Below are 26,940 nucleotides of genomic sequence, written 5' to 3'. Positions count from 1 at the left end.
GATAGGTTATTTGCCATGAACTTGCGATCGCACCCAATCGAACCATAGATTTAGTCCCTCGCCTGTCTTTGCTGATACTGGAATAATGGTTGCGTAGGGATTCATTTGACGGACATTAGTCACCAGTTTTTCTAAATCTAATTCTACATAGGGTTCTAGATCCATTTTTGTTATCAATAAACAATCTGCTTCTTGAAACATGAGAGGATATTTCAAGGGCTTATCTTCTCCTTCGGTCACACTAAGTAGTGCAACTTTGGCATGTTCTCCTACTTCAAATTCTGCTGGACAAACCAAATTTCCCACATTTTCGACAAATATTAAATCAAATTTTTTAGGATCATAATCACGAGATAACTGATGAATGCCACCCGCCACCATTTTTGAATCTAAGTGGCAGGAACGCCCCGTATTAATAGCAATAACAGGGATATTATACTGGCGGAGACGATCCGCATCTAATTCTGTAGTCATATCGCCTTCAATCACCACCATGTTTAATTCTGACTGAAGGGTAGCCAAAGTACGTTCCAATAAAGCTGTTTTTCCCGCGCCCGGACTACTCATTAAATTGAGACAATGAATCCCCCAACGATCAAAATGTTCTCGGTTATGCTCTGCACCTGCTTGGTTAGCATGGAGGAGGTTAATTCCTAAGGCTGCATCGAAGGTTTGGTGCATGGTAATTAGTCTCAAATAATGAATAGATTGGATAACAATTTAAGCAGGTTTTTGCCTAAAATTGGCATAAAAAGTAAACGGGAACTAGCCTGATGATGAGAAGGCGAACGCCTCTGATTTTGAATACTCAATGCGATCAATTTTTAATTCACGACCGGAGCGAATATCGTCCATCGGAGACTGACAATTTGGGCAAGAATATTGCCGACCAATTTGTGGAAAATATTCTGACTGACACTTATGACAAAAGGCAATCAACGGCGTTTCTCGAATCACTAAGTTTACTCCATCCAAGAAGGTATCTTTCGTCTGTGCTGTAAACGCAAACTCTAAACTAGCTGGCTCAACACAGGTGAATTTTCCCACAGTTAAATGAATTGCTTCAATTTTAGGTACATCGGGTTGGCTTTCAAACCAATCCCGCACCGTTATAATCAAAGCTTTGGTCATGTCTGTTTCATGCATGGTCAATCGATTTGAAAACTGATCAAAAAATACTTCAAATTCCCACTGCGATCGCTTACCGCCACGGGTGATCCACGACTTGAGCTTCAGAGTGGATATAGCTCGGTTTTTCGTTGCGGGGTAACTGCCCTGAAACCACAAGATGCGCCAAGGTATCACAAATTACCCGCGTAGCCATCAAAGATGTCATATCACTCACATCATAGGGCGGTGAAACTTCTACCACTTCCATGCCGCACACATTAGTTTCACGAATGATTCGCTTCAGTAAATAGAGAGCTTCACGAGGTAACAAGCCACCCGGTTCTGGCCAACCTGTACCCGGTACAAACCCCGCATCAATACAGTCAATATCAAAGCTAATCCAGACACAATCCGTGCCATCCGTCGCTTGTGCAATGGCAAAATCCGCTGCTGAATCAAGACCCATTTCTGTAATATCGGTAACAGTGAGAATATTCGTCGCCCGTTCCCGACAGACTTTCACCCCTTGGCGCGGCACTTGCCAACCACCAATGCCCAACTGCACAAGGTTTTTTGCCGGGGCGTTGTTCATGTTAGTGGCGTGGAACCAAGGACAGGTATGCATCCGTTCATCAAGGTCGGTTTCTTGGGTATCGACATGGCGATCGAAATGAATAATCCCGACTTTTTTATCCCCTAAATGACGACAAATGCCCCGCACAGTGGGAAATCCGATGGAATGATCGCCTCCTAAAATCATGGGAAATGCTCCCGAACTAAAGACATGAGCAACACCTTTGGAAATCTGATCAAAGGACTTTTCATTATTGGCAGGAATGGTGAAGATATCTCCCACATCACAGAGAGTAATTTGTTCGCGCAAATCAACTCCAAACTCAAAATTATATGGGGTATAAAGAGCAGATATACGGCGAATCCCTTGGGGGCCAAACCGGGTTCCAGGGCGGTAGGTTGTCCCGGAATCGTGGGGAACACCAATAATTGCCACATCATAATTACCTACCTGTCGCACATCTTCAAGATAGGGAGCTTTCAGGAAGGTGTTAATCCCTGCATAGTGGGGGAGTTCTCCCCGTGAAAAGGTAGGGATACTGCGGTCTTTGATACTGTCGGCAGCTTCGAGTCCGTACTCTAGACCTTGATTCACTTCCTGTTGCCATCCAGTCAGGGGGAGTTGTTGCTCCATACCTAGGGCTCGTTGGGCTTCACTTTGCCCATTAGGGGGTTCAAAGGCAGAGTCTGTCATAAGATGCTCCAATTGATGATTAGTCAAAACCACAAAAGCCCAGAAGAGCTAGCAATTCATACTGGATGAATTACTGAGTTCTCCCGGGCTTTTATCCCGCCGTGGGGTTATCAATCTTCAAGCTTGATAACCTGTCTCTCTTGGTCCAGACATTTCACCTCGTGATGATGAAACCGGAACCCTAGAGACGATTTAGTTCTTGCCTCACAAAGTATTACCCTCTCCAGAGATATGCTGTATCAATAACTACTGTTTAGCCATGTAGTTTTTTGTACTTTAACTTGAAGTGCGGAATGTGGGATCGTACATCCCACTGATTGTCAACTCATCTTTTTTGTGCGATCTGCGCTTCGCAGCACTCGTTTGACATGAATACCGGAAACCGAACACGAACGCTCGACGATACGACCTGTGCCTCTGATCCTGGTCATATTACACTCTCGCATACTAAACTCCGCGTACTAAGACCGGATTTGTACGGTTTGTCCGGCATCTGGAAGTCCGTACTCGCATTCTTCGGTGTAGGTTGGCCACAGCGAATATACATCAAAGAACAATTACAATACGGTGACAGCCGCGCCGCTGTTGTCGTTTCAATAACTCCGCTTCTGATCTGTGCATACACGGATGAACTGGATTGCGTAGCGCTGCTTCGCTTTCCATATAACTTCGTCCATCAATACAATCTGTCGATAGGAACTCGATTGCTAACGGTAAATTGTTACAGAAAATCACAGGATTACGATCAAGATCTGATTCCTGGACCCAAATTGATCCAACGGTGGACTGGCTTTCATCCGATCATTGCTGATTTCCTCACCGATGATTATGATCGCTTGGAAGCCCGAAAAAATGAAATCACCGAAGATGAATGGCAACGCGCTGAAACCATGGGTACAGAATACATTCAACTTCGTCCTGGTGTCGCACGTAACGGCCGTCCAGTCTATTCGTCGATTCCAGCGCAAATCACACGAGGCACATAACAAATCGATCTATTTGAGTCTCCGTTGATTTGTTGAAAACAAAAAACCTAATAAAATCTGAAATCACGCCTTACTTGACTTATAGCTTCTTAAAGAATTATAAAATGATGAGAATGATAATCACTTATTAGGGAAGCAAGAGTGAGCGAGTGGCATTCGCCTACTGAAATCGACTTGTTAGCGTATATATACTACAATTGAACGAAAGCCTTATACCATAATAGTTTTAGCGTTCACACTTTCAAAAACTCTACATAAGTAGTGGATGCTCCCAATTTATCGGGTTAGTGGTGATGGGTACGTAGATTTATGCCAAAGTAGCGATACAAAAACGCCAATCACTAACAAAAATTCAAATGTAATCTTTACCCTGATATAGGTATATAATTTTTGATTGTTAATATTAGTTGTTTATTTATAAAACGGAAAAAAGCAACAGAGTTCTTAAACCTGGTTTCCTTTAATTGTCATCGTTTCTACAGCCACAGCTGCTACCTGAGCAGCCGCCTCGAACGAAAGACCCCGTATTTCTGATATAAGCTGTTGAACGCTACTACTGCTCTTAGGTAATGATTCGCCTTCCAAATAGGCTTGCAGTTCATTGAGTGTCCAGCCTTTAAGAGCCGCAATTTTGGTCAGCACTCGTAAGCGGGGTTCACCTCTTCCCTGCTCCCACTGGCGGACATTGGTATGAGTTGTCCCAATTAAATCGGCAAACTCTCTGAACGAGCGACCTGCTCTCAGCTCAATCAGTAAAGCTGCTAGTCTGCCCTCGAACATGTTTTGACTCACTTGATTAACGGGTTTATGTGCAACTTCCACCGCCGCCAACTTTCAACCAATCCAACTGCTAACAAAAACAAGCTACCACCAATTAACAAGAGCTGAGGACTTGGCAAACGTGCCAATCACGACTAATCTGGAAACATTACTTCCATCAATGGAAGCATTGCTTCCAAATGAGATCCACAGCGTTTTTATGGCTACACCTACCTAATTGTAGGCATCAAAGCCGACTCCCGCAAGTTAGTGCTATGGATTCTCCCATCAGATACCGACTGCCATTGGCTCCAAGGCAGAGGGTGAAAACGTTCCTTGGAGCCGCCTGCCCTAAAGCCTTATGTCTTTTTGGTCATTGCCTGCGTATAGGTAAAAATGGATAACTCTCTGACTTCATCAACTGAGGTGGCTCTGGAAAACCCACCCTCTGTATTTTCCCAAGTCGATCCTCGGCTTCTGAAACCCCATCCATACAACTCCTCTATTTATGGCGAAGAGGATGTGACTGAATTAATTGAACTCATTCGGCAGTCTGGGTGGGTCAAACCATTGGTTATTACTCCCAACTCCCTGATAATCTCAGGACACCGGCGTGCCAAAGCCGTACTCAAACTGGGGTGGTCAACCGTTCCCGTAGAGGTAAGGACATTTGCCACAAAGGAAGCCGAACTAGAAGCCCTATTACTCGAAAACGCCTCCCGCACCAAAACCACAGAACAAAAAGTTCGAGAAGCCGAAGCTTGGAAAAGTGTCGAACAAGCCAAAGCCAGAAAGCGCATGAGCAAAGCGGGACAAAAATCTGCCCCCGGTAAACCCGCCGAGAAAGGTGTGGAAAATTTTCCACACCTTTGTTCAAAAGGGAAAACCCGCGATCGCCTCGCCAAACTCGTGGGATTAGGTTCGGGTCGTACCTACTCCAAAGCCGCCAAAGTCGTTGATGTCATTGATTATGAAACCCATTTGGGCAATCTAGAAACCGCTCAGAGTCTGCGCCAAACTTTAAACTCAAAAAGTATAGACGCCGCTTGGAATCTCCTCAAACATCCTCCAAAAAGAGCGACAACTACAAAAAACAGCAATGACAACAGACTCAATCAGACCACCTCTACCTTGAACGGCAATGGGAATGTTCTCAAGCGTAGCTGCTGGAGTTGTCAACATCGCGGGGAATTCATCGAAAATAACAGCTTCTACTGCAACCGCTTAGGAACGCTTAGCTTCTTAGACAAAGATGCAGATACACGGGGAGCTGAATGTGCCTGGTGGCAGGAGCGGTGGAGCCAAATACTAGACACAAAGTCTCAAGCAACACCAGCAACAAACTACACACTTACACTCTCATTCTCTCCAAATTTACAACCACTTTTTGAAGACACCGCCCGACGTGCCGGAATGAGTGTAGTGGATTGGGCACACTACCAGCTTCAAAAAGCTGCTGAATTGGCAAAAGAAGCCAATCTTGAGACAGAAGCGTATAAGTCAGTTTAACAACCCTGTGCATAGTGACAGCCAAATCTTCTACGGAACAACCAACAATGGCTCAGCTCAACTCAAACCAATCACGGCAGGGGCAATGGGCAACTGTCGGGTTAAGTCTTGTCAATCTTAGTCCATCAATTCTCTACCCATTCACGCTGCTCCACATCTCGCTCAAGGCTCGGTTCGCCAAACAACGGTTTGAAAGAGGACAAAATTAATGTCAACAGGACATAATAGTAGAGGAGCGACAAAATCTCAACTCGGTGCATTACAGCTAGAAATTTCCGGATTAGAGATACCCCTAGCCCAAGAAAACCATAAGCGTCTCCGGAAACCAACAGACCAACCTCAGACCGAACCACCACTTTTTACACACAAAGCGATCGAGATGATGGCAACTGGAGCACCAGTGATTAGTGCCACCCAGGCATTTCTCAAAACTCCGGAGTGGCATGAATACAGTCCTGGTCACCTTTACTTCCAACGACAATTTGGCAAGGGACGTTACATCGAATTTTTCATCCTCAACCAGCAAAAACATCAACCGGGATTCATCACTAGCTTTGCCGAACCAGAAATTTTAGAGCAATACGGCGTCCATGCTGCACGGTTACATGCCATATTTGCCACTTATGCTGCCCAGCAGCAAGAGCCTTGGAAAGATTCATTTACACTCTTGGGGAGTGACTTGATCAAGATGTTGCGCCTGCATCGGGGGAATAAGCTTAAAAAATCACAGAAGCTCAAAGCTGTTACCGACCTAGCCTGTATCTTAGGTACGCTTGGTGTAAAAATCCAATGGCAGGAAGGCAACCTTAATCTGACGATTATCGAACGCTCCCCTTTCTGGATAGTCAGCGTCAAAGAATACTATCAAAACACCATATTCGGTAATCCAGAAGAACTGTTTGAAGCCGCCATCTGCGTCCAAGCTGGACTTTGGACACGCAACTTCCTTAATAAAGAAGGGCAACGGGAGAGTAAAGCACTCTACCAATATGGATTCATCAATAAAGCTGTCTTTAACCTCGACCCTAATCGGCAAAAGTTAGCCGCTGCCCTAGCGCTTTACCTGATCCAAAACCGCCGCGCTCACCCAAGTGGTAAGTACAGCATTCGGTCATTGCTATCAGCGGTGATGTCTGCTCAAGAGATAGAGGCTATTAGTAAGGACAGGCGCAGATGTTCACGCTTCGTTAAACAAGTCTATCGCCTTCTGGAGTCTCTTACAGAAATTCAGTTTGGAATTCAGTTTAACCCATCATTTCCGGAAGCATTATGACCAAGCTGGGCTAGTTTACCCGATGAAAACGATGTACAGATAGATCCAGTAGCAACCGCTCCTAAAAACAACCGGATGCCCGATGGGTTCTTCACAGACTGGCTCAACGGTGTGATCACGATTACTGCCCCAACCCGGATTGAGGCGGCACTTAAACAGTTGAAACATCAGAGAACAAGGACAGCTAAAAAGGCTTCTGACAAGCGTAAGTCCATAAACGTTCAAAAACCTAATCAGACCAATACTCCTCCACCTGAACAGTCACATTTTGAACCCTGCACCCGTTCAACCAACCTAACAGGGGCAGAACTCAAACAAGCTCGCCAATCCAAACACTGGACACAGGCTCATTTAGCGTCCCTAATCGGGAAGAGTACCAGTTGGGTAAAACTGGTTGAAAGCGGACGGCGAAGAATTAAAGAGGATGACCAAGTAGCGCTGCAAAAAATCCTCGCTTGATCTGCCATAAATGAGTCACAACTGCCTATTCTACATCAGTGACTTCCGACATTGACATCCTCACCACGCCATCTTTTTAGGGGTGGTCGCTTTTGGGGGGTTGACAGTTCGTCGCGAACCGCCCCAGGTCACTGAATTGGGCAGCCCAATTTTGTACAGGGTTACAAGCTTGTAACCATTATTGTACAAGGATTTCAGGTATTTTTAGTGACTTAATATCTTCCACTGAGTGCGACACTACGTTCCACTGAGTGCGACACTACATTCCACTAAGTGCGACGCTTTTTTTTTGAAACCTTGCTATATCAAGCATTTCAGACAAGGTTACAAGCCTGATCATATTGATCAGTTTTGATCCACCGAAGGTTACAAAACTGCAAAAAACCAAGTTGCTACTCTAAGTCAACCAACAAAAACCATATCCCGTCCCATTCAGCAAGGAATGGCTAGAGCCAGAACTCATCTACTTTGCCAGGGTGATGGGTATGGGTAGCTAACAAAAGAAGAGTGTGAGATAATGGCATCTACATGGCGTTACCTGAAAAGAAACTGCCCAGTCTGTAACGGCTCCCGCTCCGACTGTCGGGAAAACCTGCAAAACAATTTGATTCACTGCCGCCACGATGTAACCACTGCACCCGGTTACAAATGTGTCGGCGAGGACATATTGGGTTTTTTCCTGTGGGCTGTTGATGATGGAAAAGAACGCAACTCTGATGAGTGGGAACAATTACGCCAACAAAGAGCAGCACAACGAGGGAAACGACTTCAAGAAGAAGCGGCTCGATGCGATCGCTTACTCCCAATCGAACAACGCGATATAGTTCGTGCCATTGTCCCCACCGGGAAGAATCAAGGAACACATGTTGGACGAGTGACAGTGAGAGCCGGTCGGGTCTTTGACTTGACTACAGTTAAAGGAAAACTGCAAAGCATCAACTGGAAGTATTTCGAGCTAATCTGGAAAGCTGACGGTTACACTTATGTCCACAAAGGAAAGAAATGTCCATTGATGCGAGCGATTAGAGGAATAGCGATCGCGCTATCCGCAAACTGTCCCAACAAGTCGGACTCTCCCGCGCTCACCGCCAACATTTACAACAACAGCGGGGTCTATCTGACACAGAAATTGACCACGCCTGCTACTTCACCATCGCTCCCTATCAAAATGTTATCTACATTAACCCCCAATTAGCCGGTATAGACCTGTGGGGTCGCCAACTCACTGTCTCCAAACCGGGAATAGGTTGCCCAATTTTTGACGTATTTGAGCGCATTATCGGCTTTCAAATTCGCTTCGACAACGCCACCGACCATAAATATAAGTGGCCCACCAGCCGTTCGAGATTCCGTCCCAATGGACCCACGGCTCACCTACCCAACGGTGAACTCCCCATCGCCGTGTGGCGTCCCCTAGGTGACATCCAGCGCTCCAGCATCGGCATAACTGAAGGTGTTAACCCCAAACCTTACATCGTAGCCACCCGCTTAGGTCAACCTTGCCTTGGTGCGGCTGGAGGTAACTTTGCTTCATCACCCCAACAATTTAAAGAATCCCTCGATATCTTATCTACTCAACTCAATACCAAAACCATTGATTTCTACCCCGACGCCGGGGCGATTCACAACTCCCATGTCCTGCGACACTATCGAAGCACCTTTAAACTCGTGCAACAATGGGGTTATCAGCTACGAGTCGCTTGGTGGGGTCAAACAACCAAAGAAGAACATTTAGACATTGACGACCTGCTCATCGCTGGACGCTCTGATGAAATTCAATATATCACCGTCGCCCAATTCGAGCTACTAATCCGCCAACCCCACATCAAACTCCATGGATTTAAAGACTTACTGGGATGGTTCCCCAAACTGAAAAACCGTCTGGCTCAACTCAGCCAACGACGCTCCCGTTACGGGTTTGCCCCTGTTGAAACCGTTGAAACTGAACCAACACCAGCCAACCCAACGGGAACTATCACCTACCAAGACGGTCAACGATTGGATGCTTGGAGTCGTACCCTAAACCAAGGAGTCCGGTTTATCTGTGATTCATCGGCTACTGGGACAGGTAAAAGCTATGATTGCGGACTAACTAACAACCCATTGTTTAACTCTCGGCGCATCCTATTCTTAAGCTCAGAACACCGCAATCCCACCGTCCCCACTCTCAAAACTTGGACTGACCTAGAAGCGCGTCATGATGGCTTAACCATAGACTCCTTTGGACGCAAGCGTCGTGCTAAATCTGACGAATTACCCCGCATTCCTGCCATACCCCGAATTCGGAGCAACTGCTCCCGCAACCTAACAATTAATGCTCTACGCTCCTTAAACATTGATGATGCGGACACCGTAATCTGTCAAACCTGTCCTCATCTACAGACTTGTCAGGGAGGTGATTCAGGTAGCGACATTGGGACGTTTGGGAAATAGCGATCGCTAGACCAGCGCGGCGGAAGTAACTCTCCAGTTAAAAAACGTGTAAAGTCTTATTGTATAAGCCTTCTTCCCTTCTGCCTCCTGCCTCCTGCCTTCTTGCACTAGGGAGTAATCAGAAACCGCCAATTTCTGTCGGTGAGCGCATTTCAGCCACAGCTAAGATAGAGCGCGATCGCAAACCGAGTAACCCTAAATCCCAAATCCCTGTCTGGGAGAGTGTTTTTGCCATTTCTAAGGTAGAGTGTGAACGTTTGACGGTATCCTAAAGAATAAGTACCTGGACATAAATTTTGTGATAAATAAACACAACGATGGTCAAACAAGTTCTGATTGTGGAGGATGATGAAGACCTCCGAGATGTCATTCAACTCCAGTAGGAGAACGATAAACGATATCTCTTTTATTTTGCTAGTAATGGTAAAGAAGGGTTACAACTTTTATCCACGTATACAGAATGGGAAGAAACCTCAGCAGGACGTCGTTTTCTAGGGTGTAAGATTGACTTAGTGGTGACAGATTTACGGATGCCCTCCAGGTATCGCCATAGTGCGGCTCAGGAAATAAAAGTGGAAAATCAGATTTATGATGGGATAGATTTATTGCGGCAAATTAATAACCTGAAATATCCTGTAGGTAAAATTGTGATTTCAGCGTATGGTAGTGATAAAGTGCTGCAAGAAATCATGGCAGAAGGGGCATTTCGATTTCTGCCCAAACCCTTTACCCTAGAGCAGCTAGAACAAGCCTTTAATGATTATTTTAAACACAAGTCCCATCTGTCTCGGAAAACACCAGGGGGATTCATTGAGCCACGGGGGAATTATTATCTCCAACGTTGGCGGGATGAGAATGGGAAAGCTCGTTCTTTAAGTATTCCCCGGTATAATGTCAAAGTGTGAGAAGTAGAGTTCTAGGGAAAAAAAGAGTGATCGCAATCTGTAATCCCGGAGGAACAGGCTGCCCGTATAACAATACCTCATTTGGCAATTCCAATGTCTGCCGTAAGACGAATTCTACCCAAGCTCGATGAATGGCTTTGTCAGGACGTACTCCATAGTGAGAATCCTGCAATTCTTCGCTAACCGCAATACCTTCAACTGTTCCGGTTCATGAGCATTCAGCCCAGAAGGAAACGCCTTGACCAATATAGGTAGGTTCAAAAACGAACCCGATGCTTCAACGAGAGAGAGCCATTCAGCGTGGTGACGAGCGATACACATTGGAGTTAGCAATTAAGATTTTACGAAGAAATAACCTTATTTTTTCGTAAAAAGGGGATAATTTAAAATTCGTACTGACCAGTCATCAAACTGCTGCCATAGCGACTCATCATCATCCAAAAACGTCATTACAAACTGCTGCGGGTTTTGCTTAAGCTGTTCTACCATTTGTTGCGGTGTTATAACCTCATAATCGCTCAGACTACCACAGCAAAAACAATCACCCGGTTCAGGAATTTCAAAAGCTTCTTCTGTGTTGGGCAAGTCTACACCTGGAGCCTCGAGGGTTCCTGGATAGCCTCTTTCTTGCCATTCTTGATCTGTCTGCCAGTTTGATGGACAAGCGACATACCTGTAGTTTACACAAGCTGCGTAGGCAACCGCCATTAACCCTAACGCTTCATCCTCTGTTTCAACGTAAACGGGGAGATAGGCGATTAATTCTTCCACTTCGTCTGACTCAATGTCATCGTCTTCTTCTGGGAGTTCTCCCCATTCAACGTCTACGTCTGAGTAAAACTCCTGTCCGCTACTATAGGGAACCAATACAATCAATCCATTCATTTCATTCTTATCTCCTTAACCAATTGACCTTGTTCGGGTGATACCATAACGCCTGCTGTTTTCTGTTAAACTCTAGAGCGATCGCGCGAATTCCTCTGTAGGAGTAGAGAATTGCCTAAACTGCTCTCTTTTTTTTACTACTGCTTTGACCAAAACGAAGCCTGCACAAAAACAATGACACTCTCCCAATCCACGGTTTGATAGAGTAGAGAGCGGATGAATAGCTCTTTGATAACACGAATTTCTTGCTTGGTAAGGTTCTTTGCCAAATGCGCGGCATAAGAGGGTCGATTGGTTGCAGAAGTCGTCGTAAACCAGCGATCAATTAAAGCGGGTGTAATCTGCATTTGGGTAAATGTCCGATTCTCATCCACGTCAACCCCTAACCCTACCGACTCCAAAGCCTGTCTTAAATCCCATGCGTCCCAATTCACCATGGGATCTAACTTGTCCCTGTAAATCGCCTCTTCTGCTGCCACTAAGCGTTGGTACAAATCAGTATTCAGCTTCGACGAGTCGAGCAAACGATAAAGTCGTTGCGTATAGCGTGGTATCGTTTCAGCTAGTACCAAAACTCCCGACGGTTGCAGCAATTGAACTAATCGTTGAGCTGCTGCTGATTTATCCGGTTCATGGATGAACGCATTGCGCCCGATCATACAGTCAAATCGGATATCTGAAATTTGGGTAGCTAAAACATCTGGTAACTGGGTTAAAGTAGCCGTTAGCACCACAGGACGTTGGAGTTCCGGAAGCGTTGCCACCTGTTCTTGTAAAGCAAGAGCCTCCGCCGATGTTCTCCTACAGGCATAAACTCCCCCTTCTGGTACTTGACGCAACGCTTCAAAGGTCAGTAAACCGCTTCCAGCATTCAAGTCCAAAACAACATGGTGACGCTGAAGTTGAGCCAGAGTGAAAATACGATCGCGTACTTTCTCCAACTGTTCACCCCCCTGACTCAACGTGCGCTGCAACCAACGGTCAATTGTGCGGTGAGTCGGTCCAGTTGTTAGCACTTCAATCGGTGAGACAAAAACGCCCTCTGCCACGGCTTCCAGTTGCGCTTCCCTCCTCCGTTGCACCTGCATCTTAATTTCCCCTTCAAACCCTTGGGTTGAGGGTTGATAAAACACTTGTCCCTGTAGATTCCTCGGTAAGTACTGTTGAGCCACCCAATGGTCGCGGTAGGCATGAGGATAAAGGTAACCCGCTCCATGTCCCAATCCTTTCTTGTCGCGGTTGGCATCCTTAAGGTGATTTGGTATCTCCGCCTCCCGTTCCTTTTCAACCATCGCTAGGGCATCAAAAAAACCCATGACGCTGTTAGACTTGGGAGCATTGGCAAGGTAAAGTGCAGCTTGAGCCAAATGATAGCGTCCTTCCGGCATCCCTACCCACTCAAAGGCATTGGCACAGGCATTAACCACCACCACAGCATTAGGGTCAGCGAGTCCCACATCTTCACTGGCTAAGATTAACATTCGCCGGAAGATGAAGCGGGGGTCTTCTCCAGCATAAATCATCTTAGCTAGCCAGTATAAAGCGGCATCAGGGTCGGAACCGCGCAAACTTTTGATCAAGGCACTGATAGTATCGAAGTGGGCGTCTCCTTCTTTGTCATAGAGTACTGCCCTCTGCTGAATAGATTCCTCCGCCACAGCCAGTGTAATGTGAATGACACCATCGGCATCAGGAAGTGTGGTCTCCACTGCCAGTTCCAAGGCATTGAGCAATGAACGAGCATCACCATTGGCAACATTAACGAAATGGGCGATCGCATCCGGCTCGACTCTGACAGATAGCTTGCCATAACCGCGTTCTGTTTCCGTTAGTGCCTGCTCAAGGACGCGGCGTAAGTCAGCTTCATTGAGGGGTTTAAGCTGAAAAATGCGAGAACGGCTGACAAGAGCTTTGTTGACTTCAAAGTAAGGATTTTCTGTGGTTGCGCCAATCAAGATAACTGTTCCATTTTCCACCCAAGGTAGTAAAGCATCTTGTTGTGATTTATTGAAGCGGTGAACCTCGTCCACAAATAGGATAGTACGTTGATTGTATTCCTTTTTGCGGGATTGAGCCGTAGAAATTGCCTCGCGAATGTCTTTGACCCCACAAAGGACAGCATTAATCGCAATGAAGTGAGCGCGGGTAGTATTGGCAATAAGAAGAGCCAGGGTTGTTTTTCCTGTCCCCGGTGGACCAAAAAAGATGAGGGAGGAAAACTGGTCAGCTTGAATGGCACGGCGCAGCAGGCGTCCCGGTCCGATGATGTGGTCTTGACCAATAAATTCATCAAGGGTGCGGGGACGCATTAAGGCGGCGAGGGGTGCCTCTTTTTCCATGTAGTTAGCCCTCCTTATCAAACCAGTTGGTCTTCAACTGCATCCTTATGGGTATTTGCCAGTATAAAGCAACCGTTACATAAGACTTACCCAAACTTACCCACTTGCGGACACTTTAATAAATTATTTAACCTTGACAATCTCTTCTATTTCTGCCAATTTTTGTTTCAGGATTTCCTGCAATTGAGTGAGTTGATCTATCTCAGCAGCAGCCAGGGTTTCGCTGGAAAGCTTTTGCAAATTCCCGGTCACTTTAGCAACTTGCTTGATGTTTTGGGACAACTTGACATCCTCTTTCGCCTGAGATGCGATAGTTTCGTTGACTAATTTTCGGGTTTTCGTGGCAGACAATTTCTCCGCAATAACCCTCTGGGTTACCTGAACTCGAATAGCAAGAGCTTCGTCCTCCGTTTTCCCTAAGTTTTTCCCATTAAGTTTAGCCAGCGCCATCCCATGCACTCCTTTAAGTCCCGATTCCCGAACTGCCGCTTTCAGGTCAGATGCTAAACCTAACATCGGGAAAATATTGGCATCAACTGAGGCGGGATTGAGCTGTAAATCCAGCAGGAGTCCTAACACCGCCTGTTCTCGCTCCTCTAAACCCAAGTCCGCTAGACCCTGCTGTTGGACATCCTCCGTAGCTGTCATCAGTTCAACAACTTGACTCATGCGTTTTTGGGCATTTAATCGTCGCACGGCTGTATTGAGAATCCGGGGAATGTCTGCCGCCTCTATATCTGTATTATCCGCTAACTCTCGTACAATTGCCTCAGCTTTATCCAAGGGATTGAGGTCTTCTCGATGTAACGATGTTAGTAGTGCTTTCCGGTGCAAGGCAACGGGTTCGGAAATAATCACGGCATGGAGATTTTGCCAACCCAAAGCTCTAGCGCTGCGCCAGCGCCGTTCCCCATCAAAGATGACTAAATCACCTCGCCTCATTAAAATAATTGGTTCAAGTTGTCCATCCTTCTCCAAAGAGCGGGACATGGACTCGACACTCTCACTTAAAAAGGTTTGTCGGGGTTGCTCTGGGTTTGGCTGAATTTGTTCGATGGGAATGGACAAAATGCCTGCGGTTGATTCCAATTGCTCTCGCAGGGCAGCGAGTTGAGTTTCTAATTCGTTTGAACCCGCCGCCCGGAGTTCTTCAATTGCTACCTTGAGACGCTGAATTTCCTCTTCGGCTTCTGATAGCTGTTGAGACTGCTTGGCGGCTGAAAAATAACTGGTTAAGTCAGGTGCTTTACCGTTACTCATAATAATTCATTCACCATTCAAATTATTGATGCTAAAGAGGAAGCGATTTCTTTAAAATCAGCCAACGCTGAATGTGAAGGGCGGTGAAGATGTAAGGGTAATCCTTGTCCACTAGCATTGGCAAATTCAGTACTATTGCGAATAGCTGGAAAGGTACGGATACCCATCTGTTCTAACTCAAGTGGCAATGACTGATTAAGCTGTCGGTGAACGGCTCTTTTGCGGTCATATTGGCAGGGTACAAATCCTAAAATCTCTGGTTGGGGTTTGAGGCGCAGGTGTCTTATGTGATAGTAATACCACTCCAGTAAACGAGCCGCTCCTTGAACGGATTTGGGTTCGAGTTGCACGGGAACTACGATATGGGTGCAGGCAGCTAATGCCATCAAGGGTAGAGGACCCAAAGTGGCTGGACAGTCAAAAATAATTAGATCGTGTTCGAGGGGTTGGTCGGTTAAGCTGTCATCTAATAGGTAGGCTCCCCGTTTATGTAAGACAAGTTCATCTGCGGTTTGGGTCAGTATCATTCCTCCTTGGCAGATGGCAACGTTGTCGATGTGATTTGTCCAGCACGGAATTAGAGGCCAAGAGCCATCAAAATTATCGTTCAGTACAGCCGCTAGTGTTTGTTCGGGTTCAGGTGGTGTTAACCCACAAAAGAGGGTCAGTGATCCTTGGGGATCGAGATCCATGAGCGCTACTTTGAATCTGCGCTTTGCTAGTTCATAAGCCAGATGAACTGAAAGTGTGGTTTTTCCACTGCCACCAGCATTGCTGATTACCGCCAGTCGAATTTGCATATCTAGGCAAGTTGAGTGCTATTGGAGCATCATATATCGATATATGATCTGGGGGAAGTAGCCGCGACGAAAATTTAATCAGAAGGCTTTCGGTGTCTTTGACAGGAAGTTCGGCAATCTTTGGGCAAATAAAGATAGTCTTGTATTATTGATGGGAATGACTATGCCAGAAGTACATCTTCTTTCTCCCAGACAATTTGCTCTGTCTATTCAGCTAGTACAGAAAATCCAACTTTACTGGGGTACACTCATAGGGGCTGTCTACGCAGATAGTCTGTTGCGAGCCTTGAAGACTATTCGCGATCGCTTTCCATTTGAGCCGTTAACCGAAGTTCTGATGGCTTTTTACGACGCGATCGCCTTTGAGAATTACTGGATTGATTATCAGGCTAATCAGTATCAAGGGGTTCACGATCTCCTCACGACTTTAGTGAATGTCCCCTTGACTAATGAAGATGTCGAACAAGCCATTTTAAGTCTGGAAGATGTGGGCTTCGATACCCTGCCCCCTGAGGTAAAATTTCGCGCCGACATTGAACTGTAGGTTCATTTCAATGTTAGGCAACAGCTAGAAGCGGTTCATAGACAAGGAGCATCAACCTTTCACCGGGGATGGTTTCCATAGCATAGGTTTTACCCTGAGCATCAGCAAAATCAACAAGATAGGCTCGGCTCTCAAAATCCATCAGGATAGTGCCGACTTGCCCAGGTATTAGTCGGATTGGCTGTTGAGTTTCTTTATGGATCGCCTGAATTTCTTCGGTTAAGGCAACAACATCATATTCCTTAAAATTCATGGTTGTATCCTCACTGATCTACAGGATAGGTGTTCGTTAGTCTCGGAAACTCTTCACCTGTGCGAATGATCCAACATCCAAGTACCAAAGAGCTTCCCACGTCTGTCGTCATCAAAAATTTTATGTCATACTGAGTCCCATACTCATCCTTTTTGTGAAGGGTTGCCTCATTATTGACAGCAGATTCTAATAGAGCCGTTTCTAATAATTCTTTGTTTTCTAGCGTAATCCCCAGCCTGTTTCTAAACATGATGGCTTTGTCTTTACCCTTCGGATGCTGCATATTCAGTGAATACCGCTCAAGTTTATCTCCCAGTTGTACTCTGTCTCCATTGGGTAACTTCATGCTCTGAAACACTCAAATTTAACGCTTGGGGTATTAATCCAGTTGGTTGTAGTGGGCGCAATGTTAATAAAGCTTATCCATCTTCTATTGGACTTGCGGCATTCTGGAGTATCAACCGAAATGGAGATACCTACGATGTCTTAAAACCAACTGACTCCAACAAGCTCAACAATATCACCAATCACCCCACTTGACCCCACGCCCATAGAAAACGGGGAGTCACTCCCAGCGATTATTTTAGCGATCGCGATTCTGATTGTTATTCTACGCCAAACAAAGTCCGATTTTGGTCAATCGCCACTTTGTGCGCCATGGCGCACAAATTTCCCCCGCCAACCAGCGCCAAGTTACCGCTTCACCTCATTCTAGTGCAGCCTCGCAGAAATGAACCAACCTTGTAAGTAGTCGGACAAAAGAAAACGGCACTGCATTAAGTTTTGTCAATCACCCTCAAACCCTTACTGTTCCCTGTTCCCTAATCTCAACCATTAACTTTAATGAAAGTCCACCTACTTAGTATTAACTACCACATTTTGCCCTTAGGGGATCGGCTAACGTCGTAGGAAAACACCAATTATACGACGCTACGCCATTGTTGATATCTTCAATCAATTTAGCTGTTTGCTCTTCCTTGCTACTCCACCCTTTCTCCTGATAAAGCTTTCTAGCTGTCTCCAAGTTCCTTGTTCCTTGTTGCTTCAATTTTTCTGCCTCTGTCTTACTTTCGTACCGAATTGCTTGGCTTTGTTTCAAATTACGCCGTGCCATTCTTATATAAACGTCAACGTTCTTGGGATCTACCTGTAAAATTTCTTGATAAATAAGGTCTAACTTTTCATCGTTGTCAGGACGAGTTGAATGACTGAGTAGCTTTTCTTCCTTAAATAAAGCGACGAGAGCCTGACTCTTGTCTCTTGTGTTTTGACTCGACAGTTGGGTGATATTTTTATAGAGATTATCTTCTCTGTTCCTCAACCTTGTGCCAGAATAGACACCAATGATAATCCCTAAAACCAATAAACCAGACAAAAACTTTACCGACAATAGGCTGGCTATTATCTGGAGTAATCCTATATCATTTTTATTTCTAAATATCGTGAATTAAAAGTTTCACTAAATTGGGTTATGCCATTTTATAGGGAGCATCCCATTTTGGCAAATAGGCGGGAAGAGTAAATTTTTAATTCGCGATTAAAAATCGCGAATTAAAATGATGATGTTGGCTCTCGTTGTGTGACCTCGTTGTGTGACCGAATTGGGGATGGGGAAGAGGATGAATCCTGAAGGGGTGACAAGCTCGCGTCAAAGGTAGGCAGGGTGTGGGGTATGGGGTGTGGGGTGTGGGGAAAATATTAGAGAAAAACAAAAGCCCATAAGAGGAGATAGGGTAAGGAGTGAGCGCTCTCTTATACTTGGGTTTCAAGTTTTTCACCTGTCACAACTCAAAGAGGATTGCTAGAGTATAATTGAACGACTTAAGGTGGCATAATTAGCGAGGTAAATGTTCACACAGTTTACTCATGAACCAAGCCGAACGCCTAGAACTGGAAGCTTGTTTAAAACGAGCCAGTGAGATTCTGTACAACAATAGTGATACAGACAGTTTGGAAACCTTAGCTGACATTGAGATTACAGTCAGGAACCAGATATTAGAACACGTCAGTCCCCAAATCGCCCTTTTTTTATCACCCAAAAGACCAAGACCAGACGCGGAAAAACCCGAACCTTAAAAAGCTGTTTGGGGAAACTGAAGATTACCAAAAAACAAGCAGATGCTTTAGGGATAGAAGCCTATACACGCCATATCCCCCTGCTAGAAAAATGCTGTCTTCTTTTAAGCGCCAATGAATCCTATCAAAATGCCGAGAGTGACTTATATCTGTTAACGGGGCTAAAAGTTGGTCACTCAACTCAGCATCGAAAAGTGAACCAAATTGAATTACCACTTCCTGATCTAAAACAAGGGTTATCATAGAAACAAAAAAATCTATCAAAGACGAGTTAGAAGCTGACCTGTGGACGGGACAGGCATCCGAGGCGATAAAGTTGTTGAAGTCAGCTCAACCCCTAGGAGGAAACAATTTTATTAGCTATCTGAACAAGCACCGTCAAAGGTTAATCAATTATCAATCTTATCAACAAGAGCAAATTTGTTCAATTGGCAGCGGAGCGGTGGAATCAGCCGTCAAACAAATCAGCCATCGTGTTAAACTAACTGGCGCCCAGTGGCTCAAAAAGAACGTGGCTAACATTTTACAACTTCGTTGTGCTTATTTAAACGGTCAACTGGCTATTTAATACCAATTATCCTAATTATTAAGCGCATCTTTACAGAAAATTGATATAAGGACTTGAAATACCGCCCATTTTTGATAGATTCGCGAGTTAGAATGGCGAATATATCGTCATGGAGATAAAAAAATGGGCTTCTATAGTTTCCAGGAAGTCACAACAAGATAAGCTGGAAAGAATAACTCGTTTGCAGACGGCAATTGCTAGTCTCGAAACCTACCAAAATTTCTTTGAGTGTCAAGGAAAACTCGCCCCGGAAGATGCTTGGGTAGCCCGTCCAGAAAGTCCGACAGTCCCAAAAAGTTTACTGGTACTACAAACTACAAGCTAGTTTACCCACTTTTACAAGAACAAGTGACCCACCCAAGTTAAGTAAATATAAGCATTTAGGCAAGGCTGGAAGTGAAGCCCATGTAGCTTCTGTGATGTCTGTCGCCAGAAGAACGATAGTGTCCGAATTACAAAAAACAATTGATTCTCTTAAAAATAGCTTACTAGATATTTCTTTTGACTCTGAGCAAGAAGATATTTAAATATTTAGGTTAAGCAATTATTCGCGAGTTATAATCGCGAATAGCTTTTCTCTCTTTTCCAAAATGGGATGCTCCCATTTTATCTCCCTCAAATCATCTCCAATTCAACCCCCATACGAGTTAGTCCCAAAGATAGAGAGATAAAAGTTATCTTTAACCCATAACCTGAATCAGCTTCCTTCAACTTCTATGCCTAAATCTGCCCCTTGATATCCATCAAAAGATAGAAAACAAAAATTCCAATAACTTTGCCGAAGACTACACTGAAGATGCTGATAGACTCGATAACCTCCATGCATACATTCCACACCACCAAGCGGCATCTATTCAAGATACCGCCTCAAGATACAATGACAGCCTCTCTAAAACTCTTCCCAAGACGCTATTTCCGCTTCTGAATAAAACTTCGGTTCGTATTTCATCGGCGTCTGGTATTCAATCTCATCAGCTTCAATCAAACCCTGAGACAACGCCTCTTCTAAATCTAAACCTTGCATCGGCATAGGCTTAGACAACGCCGATTGTCCGTCATCAGGAATTGGATACGACGATGTGATTTCACCATGACGAATCCAAATTTGCTCAATTTGGTCAATCTCTTCCCTACTTAAACCATGGCGTAACATCCGTTCGCGGGTAGACAGTTTCATCTGTCCATCGGCGTAATAATCTTGTGCAATCCAACGCTCTAGCTCTGACATATTCTCCAATTAAGTATGACAATTACCCTTAACCATTTTGACACAAAACTCCAGATTGACACCGGGGTTAAAGAAGAACTCAACAACTCCTTGGCTGAATATTTATTTGCCGATACAAAATTTGCCATCGGACATATCTATGAACAGAGGACAACTCCTGAGGACTTACAACGCCTAGAGGGGATGAGTCTTCAATTTTCCAACGGACTCAAAGTTTACTTTGCTTCAGATGAAGTGAGGGAAAAAGTTTATCCCAAAATGAGCGACGGGGCAGCTTACGGCTCTCTCATTTTCACCCCTTGCCAAGATTTTAAAGAACTACAAAATCTTCGCATCCTTGTCATCGATGACGAAACCGGTGAAAACGGAGATATTATCCTGCTTTCCCAGGGCAAAAAACTGGTTGGTGACTGCTATGGGCGGATAAGAACAGACCTCGCTCAAGAACTAACAGGAAACACCACGACTCCGTTCCAATTCCGCCTGGGTATCAAGCCTCAAGAGAATAACAACGTTCATCGCATTGCTAAAGGAACCCTAGCCCCCAGTCGCCAACTGGAAACCCTGGGTCAGCCTAAAATAACCCAGTTATCTGGAGGACAAACTCATGTTAGAATAGGATACGACCTCGTCCTGGAGACTACTTGAATCCCTTCCCACCCATCAATTTGCCAACTTTTTTGACCAAAATTACACCCAACACCAGGAACGCCTTGCCCAGGAAATCGTCAGCACCTACAATTCGTTCTATGCCCGTGCCGTGGCACTAAAGAACCAAGCTCAACATGAACCGGGTCCTCAACTAATTGCCACCTCAGCCACATCGGGCAAGTCAATTACCCTCACGAATCTTATCCAATACAATCATCCCAACGTTTGGACTAGCAAATTCCTCACCATCCGCCTGACTGACAACCCCCACAGAACCTCGAAAACGCCGCACCCACTCATGGCTGAAGCCCAAGTTCTCGATAGCCAAGGTCATCCTACTTCTGCTTGGTTACCCCTGGGTACGGTTAGCTTCAATTGTGTCAACGAACAGGGGTTGCGAGATGGGATGATTCTCAAAGGCGCTAAAATTCAACTCCAACAGGGGATCACCCCAGAACAAATCGCCGCCAAGTTCAAAGAAGCGATAACCTACGCCCACAGGATACGAACCAACCACGCCCACGAACAAGACCAACTCCAAGCCGCCATCTGGCATAGTACTCACTCTAGCGACCAAAAAGGGTATGAACAGTATAGTAGGGCTAGTGCCGCGTTTAACATTTTCCCAGAACTTGTCGCCGATCGCGCCCGGGAGTTTCAATTTAGCACTCTCACCCTATCCGGCATACACCACCCTACCAATGAATGGGGTCAGTCATTAAATCATCAAAACATCGAATTTTCCGTTGAACTGGAAACGAGGAACCACCATTCCAACTGGGGGAAGCGGATACTTGTCGTCGATGGTAAGCAAGTGAGTCCTTTTTCGGAAAAGGATTATCAACTTCCGATTGGTACGATGGGCAAAGGAACTCTAATCCCTGCTGAAAGTGCCACCCTCGTTGCTACGACGTCCCCAGGAAACCGGATTAAAATCGGTCAGCTTAGACAGCATGATTTTGCCGGACATGACTTTTCTGGGCAAGCTGTTACTCTGACGATTGACTTCAAAACCACGACGACAAAAAGCGGTAGGACATCCTCGGTTCCTGTGGCTAAAATTGGCGACAAAATTTTAGGGGTTATCGATACTAAGGATAGAAACAAACTGTTGGCTGGGGGACGACTCAAAATAGGCGCTAGAGAGCCAGTCCAGTAGAGCTAGTTGACAAATCATCCGAAGTCTGTATTAAGGATGAACCCCTCGCCCACAACTGGGCTAAAACATGAAGATTATGGACAACCGCCATTCGTCGTAAGTCAAACAGATTCTTACGCAGCCCCAGATAGCGAGCTTGGTCGCCCTGCCATTGTTCAATCTTAGCCAGACAATGTTCCACCGTAACTCGCTGCCGCAATCGGGCGCGTCCGGCGGCTGTCAATTGGCTTTGCCGCAGTTCTTGTAGCATAGACTCATCCGGATGAATCGAAAGACTCGCCAAGCCTTGCAGATAATCGTTAAATCTTCCGAGCGTTCTTTGACCCAATGGCAGGTTAAATAAGCACGTTCGATGTGTAATTCTTTGGGTGTTGCCTCAACATCTTGATCTTCAATTTGTCTAGCGGTGGCTAAGTTCTGATTGACTTGAGCGGTGATTGTTTCATCCGGATTTAGGCTTTGTTCGACCCAGGTCTCCACCTCGTTCAGGGTTTGTAGGATTTTCGCTAAAGCTTGAGAACGGGCTTCCGGGTCATCCCAATCCAAATCCAAGGCAGCTTTTAAGCTAGTTTGAGTAAGGATTTCTGCATCGACTTGTTGGGCTACTGTCGCTAAATCTTGTTGTTGATGACGGGCAATCACTTCTAAGGCTTTTCGCAGAGCATGACCTAAGAGATTGTAGGTATCTTCAACTCGCGCCGCTCCCCATAAGGGGCTTGAATCAAGAGCAACTCGCAGAGAACGTGAACTGTATCCTCCTTTTTCTTCTGCCATTTTTACGGTTTTTTCAACCAGCTTGCGGTCTAATCCTTTAGCCATTGCTGCGGCGCGAAATCGCACTAATGTTCCTTTGCCTAAGGGCGCTTTTTCGGACTCCAGACAATCTAAAACTAACTGCCATCTTCTGTCCATTATCATCGCTTCGATGGCTTCGTCATCGGAGACCCCGGTATAGGCTTGTATAATAATGACTAAGGCGATTTGAGCCGGTGGTACCGGTAACCCACTCCTTTGATAATGGTCAACGATTGGTAGATCTCAAGTTCGACACGAAATACAATGACAAATCGGCTCTTAGCACAGCTACTATTTCCTTCACCGCTCCCGCCAAGACCGACGCCCATTTTACCCCACCCGGCTATTACATGCTGTTCTACGTCAATGCTGCTGGGAAACCCTCCCACGCCAAGATCGTGCAATTAGGTACAACTACAGCTACACCTACACCTACAGCTACAGCTAGCTAATTGCCTTGTCTTTCATTTTTTTACAAAGGAGATATTTGTCGTAGTTCTTTCAACTCACTAGCTTCCAAATATCTCCCAGTTTGACTCTCACACAGACAAATTTAGGTAAACCTGATGTAAGGACTTAGTTATGACGACTGAAAACGAGAAAACTGACGCCAAGAAAATTGACCTCAACGAAATCATCGAAATTGTTACCCCTTTTGATGAGGTTAAAGACTATGAACCCCTGTTAAAAGAGATACAAGGCAACATCCTCAAATCACATGGACGAAACCATGCAGTTTATTTGTTCTTGAAATTCAAGAAAGACGAGCAGGACGCCGAGCAGGGTCAGAAGGACATCGAAAAAACTAAGCAATAAATTGGCAGTTTTACTCACAGGTATGTCACCTCAGCACTGGAGCAAGCCAAGCAGGCAAAGCTGTATCGGCAGAACCAAGAAGTACCCGGCAAAGACATACCCGCCAAAGTATTTGCCAACTTCTTCTTGACAAGGGCTGGTTACATGCACTTAGGGTATACCTACGATCAGTTGCCCCGTGAAGACGGAGGAGACGCATTTCAGCAAGGAATGCAAGATGCCAACATGCAGAATGAACTCGGCGACGATTCCAATCAATGGGATGCTGAGTTTAAAAACAATGAATTTCATGCTCTTGTCTTGCTCGCAGCTGATAAAGCAGTAGGTTCCAGAACCGACGAGCTAAAGAGGTTAGAGCAGCAGCAACCGGAGCTGCTGCGTGATGTGCCTATTCAATTGACAGAAAAATTAGCTCTTGTAAAAGAAGAGCTCGGTCACATCAGCGACGTTATCCACGAGGAGATCGGTTACGTCCTCAGAGATGAACACTTTGAAGAGATCGAGCACTTCGGATTCCGAGATGGAGTCAGTCAACCGCTGTTTCTTAAGCGCGATATTGACAGGGAAAGAGAACATAACAGCGGCTTTGACAATTGGGATCCCCGCGCATCCCTAGGCTTGGTTTTGTTCAAAGATCCCTTGGGTAACAAACAGGAGAGTTACGGCAGCTTCTTAGTGTTCCGCAAACTGGAGGAGAACGTCGGAGGCTGGAACAGAGATGTGGTCAATCTAGCCCGAAAGCTAGGGATAGTTACGCAACCATCAGTGGTTAAAGATGAACAAGGTAACATACTGACGCAGGATTTTGACGGGAAACCACTGCGGGAGCCGCTCCTGAACAAAAACCCCAAAGACCCTAAAAGTCCACCTGAGACGCTGCCAGAGTGGAGGGAGAGGTTGGAGCTAACACCGGAACAAACCCAACAAGTAAAGTTAGTAGAAGGGTACACGATGGGACGCATCCACGATGGACAACCAACAGTCGTCTCCGCTGAACCAAAGGATCCAGAAAAGCATTTAGATAACAACTTTAATTATGCAGGGGATCTGCAAGGTTCCAAGTGTCCCTTCTTCGCCCACATTCGCAAGGTCAATCCTCGTGGGGATACCGGAAACAAAGACCTCGTTGCCACGCCCGTCCCTCTAGAAGAGGAAAAGATGCATCGCATTGTCCGCCGGGGAATCAGCTATGGAGAGATACCCAGCAAAGTGCCAGAAAAGGACGCTGGACTGCTGTTTATGTGCTTCCAACTGGACTTTAGACTATGAGGTCTGTGTTGAGTTTATTAATCAGCCTGGGTGCGCTCGCCGTTCACGCAGTAATGTGGGAAAGGGAATCAAGTCATATCGGCGAGTGTGCCCAGGCTATTTTTAGACCTCCCTATATCACTGAAGTTGCCACCGTCCACATGTACTACAGGGAACTCAATCCCTACTCTGAGCCTGATTTGACAAGAGTGAAGCTAAAAAACCAATCGTCCTAAGCCAAGATAGGTATACGGTGTAGCAATTTGTCAACAGGAAACTTCAGTTTAAGCCGTGATCAAGTAGCTCAATGAGTAGAGCAGTCAATCGTTGTAGTGGAGTATCAACACAGCGCGATCGCTCGGACGCTCTCCTTGAACCTATAAGGTGTGGCAGAGTTGAGTTTTTGAGTTTACCCTCAACCTGAGGGCGATGGCGAGCTGGACTCTGTTAGGTCAAGGATATAGTACAATTGCTTGGATACCAGAAGATGAAGGGAGTTGGGCGTTACCATTCAGACATGAACGGATTACGAGTTGGGAAAATCCCATCAGCAAAGCCGTTTGGCAGATTAAACAAGTGTGTCAACATTTACCAAAACGTCCTATCATATTACTAGATAGCGAGTATGGCAATGCTTCATTTCTCAATCAAACAACAGATGTAGAAGCCGATTTTTTGATGAGGATTCGTTCTAATCGTTGTTTGTATGCAGCGCCTCCTCTATATACAGGCAAGGGACGACCGAGAAAACACGGTCAAAAATTTAAGCTCAATGATTCTTCAACTTGGTGGGAAGCTACTGAAACTATTGAGGTTGAGGATGCCAAACTGGGGCAACTTCGAGTCCGTTGGTGGCAAGATCTACACTTTTCGGGCAGTGCTTCAACTCCAATGCAGTTAATTTTAGTTGAACGACTCAATCCTACATCATCACAGTCCAAGTCTAAACCTTTATGGTTAGTGTGGGTTGGTCAGTCCATACCTCCTCTTGGTCAGATTTGGCGAAAATATTTGCGCCGAGAAAGCGGTTGATCATTGGTATCGCTTTTTGAAGCAGCGACTACATTGGACAGTTCCTCAACTGATCACTCCCCATCAATGTGAACGGTGGAGTGATTTAATGCCAATTATGACTTGGGAGTTATGGCTAGCAAAAGATTTAGTCGCACAGTATCATCTCCCATGGCAAAAACCCCAACAGAACTTGACTCCTGGACGGGTAGCTCAGTCGATTTCATTACTTTTGCCGGAGATTGGTACACCCGCTGTTGCTCCCAAACCCCGTGGAAAGTCTCGCCTGTTGGGCTGAGGGGAACAAACGTACTAAAAGAACTCGTTACCCTGTGGTTAAAAAAGGTAAAATACGGCACAAAAAACGGTCGAAAAAAGCATCTTAAACTTTAATTTTTTAGTAATTTTCCTTCTTTCTCAGCATCGGGCTATAGCTGGGTTAATTTTTCGTAGTCTAAACTCCAGAAATAAGGGAGTTTCGAGCGATTAATGCCCATAATTTTCTCAACAATAGCTCGACAAAAATCCCATCCAATAATCCAGGTAAGTCCATAAAGACCAATCCAAAAGTTGCTGTGCCGTCTCTGGCTTCTTGCCACCTCTTTG

27 protein-coding genes, 3 pseudogenes and 1 riboswitch are annotated in these 26,940 nt (G+C 45.4%); of the genes and pseudogenes, 16 read left to right on the top strand and 14 right to left on the bottom strand.

Annotated features, from left to right (window positions below; translation table 11 throughout):
* Positions 1-6: 6 nt before the first annotated feature.
* The 3 genes from hypB to speB all read right to left on the bottom strand — a co-directional run bounded on the left by hypB (position 7) and on the right by speB (position 2,377).
* On the bottom strand, positions 7-681 hold the full coding sequence (hypB, locus tag RLO19_RS29960; protein WP_446361275.1) for a hydrogenase nickel incorporation protein HypB: 675 nt from the start codon (positions 679-681) through the stop codon (positions 7-9).
* Positions 682-765: 84 nt separating this feature from the next.
* Positions 766-1,146: a hydrogenase maturation nickel metallochaperone HypA gene (hypA, locus tag RLO19_RS29955; RefSeq protein WP_446361273.1), complete on the bottom strand. Its 381-nt coding sequence runs from the start codon at positions 1,144-1,146 to the stop codon at positions 766-768.
* Between the two features lie 55 nt (positions 1,147-1,201).
* Positions 1,202-2,377 (bottom strand): agmatinase, encoded by a 1,176-nt coding sequence (speB, locus tag RLO19_RS29950; protein ID WP_446337569.1) that lies wholly within the window; start codon positions 2,375-2,377, stop codon positions 1,202-1,204.
* Positions 2,378-2,455: 78 nt separating this feature from the next.
* Positions 2,456-2,573, bottom strand: a riboswitch (guanidine-I (ykkC/yxkD leader).
* A gap of 508 nt (positions 2,574-3,081) precedes the next feature.
* Here speB and RLO19_RS29945 point away from each other — a divergent pair.
* Entirely contained in the window at positions 3,082-3,363 is a 282-nt protein-coding gene (locus tag RLO19_RS29945) for a hypothetical protein (RefSeq protein WP_446361271.1), read from the top strand.
* Between the two features lie 444 nt (positions 3,364-3,807).
* On the opposite strand, the gene RLO19_RS29940 is transcribed toward RLO19_RS29945, so the two are convergent.
* Positions 3,808-4,185 (bottom strand): helix-turn-helix domain-containing protein, encoded by a 378-nt coding sequence (locus RLO19_RS29940; RefSeq protein WP_446361303.1) that lies wholly within the window; start codon positions 4,183-4,185, stop codon positions 3,808-3,810.
* 333 nt (positions 4,186-4,518) lie between these two features.
* On the opposite strand from RLO19_RS29940, the gene RLO19_RS29935 reads away from it, so the two are divergent.
* The 6 genes from RLO19_RS29935 (at position 4,519) to RLO19_RS29910 (ending at position 10,701) form a co-directional block, all read left to right on the top strand.
* The gene (locus RLO19_RS29935; protein ID WP_446361269.1) at positions 4,519-5,631 is read left to right on the top strand and encodes a ParB/RepB/Spo0J family partition protein; all 1,113 of its coding nucleotides are present in this window, start codon (positions 4,519-4,521) and stop codon (positions 5,629-5,631) included.
* Between the two features lie 208 nt (positions 5,632-5,839).
* Entirely contained in the window at positions 5,840-6,904 is a 1,065-nt protein-coding gene (locus RLO19_RS29930) for a hypothetical protein (RefSeq protein WP_446361267.1), read from the top strand.
* A 75-nt stretch (positions 6,905-6,979) separates the two neighbouring features.
* Entirely contained in the window at positions 6,980-7,363 is a 384-nt protein-coding gene (locus RLO19_RS29925) for a helix-turn-helix domain-containing protein (protein WP_446361265.1), read from the top strand.
* 517 nt (positions 7,364-7,880) lie between these two features.
* Positions 7,881-8,558, top strand: coding sequence for a hypothetical protein (locus RLO19_RS29920; protein WP_446361263.1), 678 nt, complete (start codon positions 7,881-7,883; stop codon positions 8,556-8,558).
* A gap of 206 nt (positions 8,559-8,764) precedes the next feature.
* Positions 8,765-9,796, top strand: a complete 1,032-nt coding sequence (locus tag RLO19_RS29915; protein WP_446361261.1) for a hypothetical protein — start codon at positions 8,765-8,767, stop codon at positions 9,794-9,796.
* A gap of 512 nt (positions 9,797-10,308) precedes the next feature.
* Entirely contained in the window at positions 10,309-10,701 is a 393-nt protein-coding gene (locus RLO19_RS29910; RefSeq protein WP_446361259.1) for a response regulator, read from the top strand.
* A gap of 114 nt (positions 10,702-10,815) precedes the next feature.
* Here RLO19_RS29910 and RLO19_RS29905 read toward each other — a convergent pair whose 3' ends face one another.
* From RLO19_RS29905 to RLO19_RS29885, 5 genes are all read right to left on the bottom strand, one after another.
* Entirely contained in the window at positions 10,816-11,022 is a 207-nt protein-coding gene (locus RLO19_RS29905) for a hypothetical protein (RefSeq protein WP_446361257.1), read from the bottom strand.
* A 36-nt stretch (positions 11,023-11,058) separates the two neighbouring features.
* Positions 11,059-11,586, bottom strand: coding sequence for a hypothetical protein (locus RLO19_RS29900; RefSeq protein ID WP_446361255.1), 528 nt, complete (start codon positions 11,584-11,586; stop codon positions 11,059-11,061).
* 137 nt (positions 11,587-11,723) lie between these two features.
* Positions 11,724-13,925, bottom strand: a complete 2,202-nt coding sequence (locus RLO19_RS29895) for an AAA family ATPase (protein WP_446361253.1) — start codon at positions 13,923-13,925, stop codon at positions 11,724-11,726.
* Between the two features lie 123 nt (positions 13,926-14,048).
* Positions 14,049-15,185, bottom strand: coding sequence for a ParB/RepB/Spo0J family partition protein (locus RLO19_RS29890; RefSeq protein WP_446361251.1), 1,137 nt, complete (start codon positions 15,183-15,185; stop codon positions 14,049-14,051).
* 17 nt (positions 15,186-15,202) lie between these two features.
* Positions 15,203-15,985: a ParA family protein gene (locus RLO19_RS29885; RefSeq protein ID WP_446361249.1), complete on the bottom strand. Its 783-nt coding sequence runs from the start codon at positions 15,983-15,985 to the stop codon at positions 15,203-15,205.
* 163 nt (positions 15,986-16,148) lie between these two features.
* Between RLO19_RS29885 and RLO19_RS29880 the strand changes: the two genes are divergently transcribed.
* Entirely contained in the window at positions 16,149-16,529 is a 381-nt protein-coding gene (locus tag RLO19_RS29880; protein ID WP_446361247.1) for a hypothetical protein, read from the top strand.
* Positions 16,530-16,542: 13 nt separating this feature from the next.
* Here RLO19_RS29880 and RLO19_RS29875 read toward each other — a convergent pair whose 3' ends face one another.
* The 3 genes from RLO19_RS29875 to RLO19_RS29865 all read right to left on the bottom strand — a co-directional run bounded on the left by RLO19_RS29875 (position 16,543) and on the right by RLO19_RS29865 (position 18,157).
* Positions 16,543-16,782: a DUF4926 domain-containing protein gene (locus RLO19_RS29875; RefSeq protein ID WP_446361245.1), complete on the bottom strand. Its 240-nt coding sequence runs from the start codon at positions 16,780-16,782 to the stop codon at positions 16,543-16,545.
* Between the two features lie 10 nt (positions 16,783-16,792).
* On the bottom strand, positions 16,793-17,128 hold the full coding sequence (locus tag RLO19_RS29870; protein ID WP_446361243.1) for a DUF6883 domain-containing protein: 336 nt from the start codon (positions 17,126-17,128) through the stop codon (positions 16,793-16,795).
* A 519-nt stretch (positions 17,129-17,647) separates the two neighbouring features.
* The gene (locus RLO19_RS29865; RefSeq protein ID WP_446361241.1) at positions 17,648-18,157 is read right to left on the bottom strand and encodes a hypothetical protein; all 510 of its coding nucleotides are present in this window, start codon (positions 18,155-18,157) and stop codon (positions 17,648-17,650) included.
* Between the two features lie 491 nt (positions 18,158-18,648).
* On the opposite strand from RLO19_RS29865, the pseudogene RLO19_RS29860 reads away from it, so the two are divergent.
* Positions 18,649-19,426: pseudogene (locus tag RLO19_RS29860) on the top strand (ISKra4 family transposase).
* A gap of 109 nt (positions 19,427-19,535) precedes the next feature.
* The gene (locus tag RLO19_RS29855; protein ID WP_446361239.1) at positions 19,536-19,751 is read left to right on the top strand and encodes a hypothetical protein; all 216 of its coding nucleotides are present in this window, start codon (positions 19,536-19,538) and stop codon (positions 19,749-19,751) included.
* Between the two features lie 564 nt (positions 19,752-20,315).
* Here RLO19_RS29855 and RLO19_RS29850 read toward each other — a convergent pair.
* A complete protein-coding gene (locus RLO19_RS29850; RefSeq protein WP_446361237.1) occupies positions 20,316-20,654 on the bottom strand; it encodes a hypothetical protein in 339 nt (112 codons plus the stop codon).
* Positions 20,655-20,669: 15 nt separating this feature from the next.
* Between RLO19_RS29850 and RLO19_RS29845 the strand changes: the two genes are divergently transcribed.
* Together RLO19_RS29845 and RLO19_RS29840 are read left to right on the top strand one after the other, a co-directional pair.
* Positions 20,670-21,302, top strand: coding sequence for a hypothetical protein (locus tag RLO19_RS29845; protein WP_446361235.1), 633 nt, complete (start codon positions 20,670-20,672; stop codon positions 21,300-21,302).
* A 112-nt stretch (positions 21,303-21,414) separates the two neighbouring features.
* A complete protein-coding gene (locus RLO19_RS29840; RefSeq protein ID WP_446361234.1) occupies positions 21,415-22,464 on the top strand; it encodes a hypothetical protein in 1,050 nt (349 codons plus the stop codon).
* On the opposite strand, the pseudogene RLO19_RS29835 reads toward RLO19_RS29840, so the two are convergent.
* Positions 22,445-23,463: pseudogene (locus RLO19_RS29835) on the bottom strand (transposase); the annotation flags it as partial. The gene RLO19_RS29840 and the pseudogene RLO19_RS29835 sit on opposite strands and share 20 nt — an antisense overlap.
* Between RLO19_RS29835 and RLO19_RS29830 the strand changes: the two are divergent.
* The 4 genes and pseudogenes from RLO19_RS29830 to RLO19_RS29815 all read left to right on the top strand — a co-directional run.
* A complete protein-coding gene (locus RLO19_RS29830; RefSeq protein ID WP_446361232.1) occupies positions 23,454-23,711 on the top strand; it encodes a galactose oxidase early set domain-containing protein in 258 nt (85 codons plus the stop codon). The pseudogene RLO19_RS29835 and the gene RLO19_RS29830 sit on opposite strands and share 10 nt — an antisense overlap.
* A 130-nt stretch (positions 23,712-23,841) precedes the next feature.
* Positions 23,842-24,075, top strand: a complete 234-nt coding sequence (locus RLO19_RS29825; protein ID WP_446361230.1) for a hypothetical protein — start codon at positions 23,842-23,844, stop codon at positions 24,073-24,075.
* Positions 24,076-25,344 carry a hypothetical protein gene (locus RLO19_RS29820; protein WP_446361301.1) on the top strand — a complete coding sequence of 423 codons (1,269 nt, stop codon included), beginning with the start codon at positions 24,076-24,078 and terminating at the stop codon, positions 25,342-25,344.
* A 426-nt stretch (positions 25,345-25,770) separates the two neighbouring features.
* Positions 25,771-26,720 (top strand): annotated as a pseudogene (locus RLO19_RS29815) (transposase); the annotation flags it as partial.
* Between the last annotated feature and the right edge of the window lie 220 nt (positions 26,721-26,940).

This window comes from Coleofasciculus sp. G2-EDA-02, assembly GCF_040226375.1.
Taxonomy (GTDB): Bacteria; Cyanobacteriota; Cyanobacteriia; order Cyanobacteriales; family Coleofasciculaceae; genus Coleofasciculus.
Note: the sequence above shows the minus strand (reverse complement) of the source record. Positions and strands in the feature narration are given on the sequence as shown.